Annotated in this window: 2 protein-coding genes and 1 pseudogene; all 3 read right to left on the minus strand. The window is 40.3% G+C overall.

Features of this window, described 5'->3' with window-relative positions; genetic code table 11:
* Window positions 1-453: 453 nt before the first annotated feature.
* A complete protein-coding gene (locus O9290_RS27335; RefSeq protein WP_002760492.1) occupies window positions 454-1,164 on the minus strand; it encodes a response regulator transcription factor in 711 nt (236 codons plus the stop codon).
* Between the two features lie 152 nt (window positions 1,165-1,316).
* Window positions 1,317-2,255 carry an ABC transporter substrate-binding protein gene (locus tag O9290_RS27340; protein ID WP_288026462.1) on the minus strand — a complete coding sequence of 313 codons (939 nt, stop codon included), beginning with the start codon at window positions 2,253-2,255 and terminating at the stop codon, window positions 1,317-1,319.
* A gap of 308 nt (window positions 2,256-2,563) precedes the next feature.
* Window positions 2,564-2,949: pseudogene (locus tag O9290_RS27345) on the minus strand (ISNCY family transposase); the annotation flags it as partial.

The following is a 2,949-nucleotide window of genomic DNA, read 5'->3' on the forward strand; positions in this document are numbered from 1 at the left end:
AAATTATCAGACACCACCCTTATCAAGGGGGGACTAAGGGTAGGGTTGATTCATGAATCAACCCTACTATGAATCAACCCTAGGACTAAGGGGGGATCGAACCTAAAATCTATTTTTAATTTAATTATAACCAGCTACTTAGGGTTTGCTGAATAATGGTAAAACCCTTTTAAAATAAGGCTTTTGACCTGTTAAAATCCGATGTTCATGCTGCGAAAATCGGATTGGGACTCTCAAAAACCTTGCATTATCCTTTTTATAGTACATAAATTGGTACAAAAAGAGAGGGCAACAAAGCCTGAAACTCCCGACTCCTGACTCCTGACTCCTGACTCCTTAACCCCACCAACAAACTTTTTCAGCACACCCTACTTATCTCCTGAATACTGCCTCGTGAATACTGACGACCGGCTCCTGACTCCTAACCCCACCAACAAACTTTTTCAGCAGACCCTAAATAATGTCATCTTCAAATTTATAACCGACACCGACTACAGTTTTGATAAAGATCGGATTAGCAGGATCGGGTTCTACTTTTTTGCGTAAGCGTCGGATGTGGGTATCTACTACCCTTTCATCGCCAAAAAAATCATTTCCCCAGAGATTATCGATTAATTGGGTGCGACTCCAGACGCGATTGGGATAACTGACAAAGGTAGCTAATAAATTAAATTCTAAGGTGGTTAAATCGAGGGTTTCCTCTGGCATTCCCTCCAATTTACGAACAGCAGAATGTTGATCTAAGTCGATAATAAAATGACGGCTGCGATGGAGTTGCTGGGGTTGGCTATCGTGTCTTAAACTACGTCTTAATAAGGCTCTTACGCGAGCGGTTAATTCCCGGGGACTAAAGGGTTTGACCATGTAATCATCGGCTCCCGTAGATAGACCGATAATGCGATCAATTTCTTCTCCCCTAGCGGTTAACATTAAAATATAGGGGTCTTTTGTCCCTGGTTTTTGGCGAATTCTAGCACACAATTCTAGTCCATCTAATTCGGGTAACATTAAATCTAAAATAACTAAGTCTGGTTGCTTTTGATAAAATAGTTCTAGTCCTACCCTACCATTATAAGCCAGATGACAAGTAAAGGACTCCCGCTCTAAAGTTTGCTCAATCAAATGGGCGATTTCAATTTCATCTTCGATAATAACGATATCCATACAAAGGAAAAAGTTTACAAATATCTAGGCATATTTTAACATATTAGCCATTCATTTCTTGCTCAGGGTTGAACATTGAAATAATTGTAATTTTTGAGACTTTTTGGGGGGAGAGTTGCCAACTCTCCCGACTTTGGTGGACTGGGGACTTTTCAAGGTAAAGGGACAAACTGCTCACCGGAGGGAGTCGATCGCACTTGAATTAACACCGGTTGACCGATGCGATCGCCAGTATTGGGATCAAGGCTAATTTTTCCGGTGGCCCCTGTTTGATGAAAATTGGCGGAACGCAGCAGCGATTGTCGGCCCTGACGTTGAGGATTTTCCCTTAAACCGGCAATAATCACCCGTGTAGCGTCAAAACTGGTGGCTGTGCGCCAACTAACTGGACCGCGCCACTGTTCCTGCATAAGATTGGCAAAAGTCTGGTTAAGCGAGGGGTGCCAGGGTGCGGCAAGGGTTAAACCTTGGGCGTTTTTGCCGCCATCTTCGAGGGTGCGAATATTGTAGAGGGTGGGACTACTAAACAGAGGCAAACGCTGACGATTGGAGCGAATAACCTCAAAAACGGGATCGAGACGATCAACATGAGCGACGACAAATAGGCCGTTAGCACCCCCAGAAATCGCCTGATTAAGGGCTTGATCGGCCTTAAAATTGGGGACACTCAGATCACAGACAATCGGCACAATTTGACCGCCTTTTTTCGCCACATTAGCCATCAACTCATCTTTAAAGGAAACATTATCAGGAGCTTGAGAATCGTAGCAAAAAGCAATTTTCTGGACTTTAGCAGTATTTACTATGTAATTTGCTAATTTTTCCCTAATTTTGCCGTTAGAAGCCACCAGACGAAAGATATAATTTCCCGCACCGGAGAGATTATTAGCCAGGGAGGTGGGAGAAATCATCACCAAACCGCCTTTTTCGTAGATAGGAGCGGCGGCCAAACTGGCATCGGAGGCATTATGACCGACAACAGCGATAATATCGGGATTTTTGACTAATTTACTGGCTACCTCTTTCGATATCTGCGGCTGATTATCGTCATTAACCACGATAACCATCAGTTTTCTGCCAGCAATTCTCATTTTGAAAAAAATCAGATAAAATTCTCTTATTTAAATAGAGAACTTGTGTAGAAGCATTATTTTTTGACAGATAATTATCATCCAACGCTAGAGATAGACAGGTTTTAAGAACTTTGTCCATGAAAAATCGATTTCAACTCATAAATCTGGATGAAATTCTAACAAAATCTTTAGTTTTTTTATAAACAACTTTCTTTTTCTCCTTCAAGAGTTCTGACATTTTTAACTAAAATTTACTTTTTTAAATGGGATATATTCGGTGAGAATAAATGAGAAAAATTCCGACCAATTCTTAAACCAAATAAATTTTAATAGGGTACGAATATTATTAAAGAAAGAAGTCCGAGTTACTAATAGCTCACGAATCTTTTGATAGGTGTAATTAACTAAATCCAAAACGGTATGGAATAAAAAAGCTAGTAAATTCAAAGACAATAAGAACTCGCACAAATGATTCTGACCATGACCAAAGTTATGCTCTAAATTATAACCGTGATTTTTGAGAACGTTATTGCCTTCATTTTCAACTTTCCATCTGCTGCGCCCAGCTTTGACAATTTCTTCGACATTATTTTCCGTGATTTTATGATTAGTTATCCAATTATTTTGGTAGATAGTTTTCTGGGTTTTTTCATTAATAACAGTCACTTCACACCAATTAACTTCGAGACTTGAGTCGCCCTCTCTTAAGGGA

The organism is Microcystis sp. LE19-41.2A (assembly GCF_027530405.1).
Lineage (GTDB): Bacteria > Cyanobacteriota > Cyanobacteriia > Cyanobacteriales > Microcystaceae > Microcystis > Microcystis aeruginosa.

Coding starts and splice junctions, on each gene's coding strand:
- O9290_RS27335 (WP_002760492.1), bottom strand. CDS start 1,164: ATGGATATCGTTATTATCGAAGATGAAATTGAAATCGCCCATTTGATT.
- O9290_RS27340 (WP_288026462.1), bottom strand. CDS start 2,255: ATGAGAATTGCTGGCAGAAAACTGATGGTTATCGTGGTTAATGACGAT.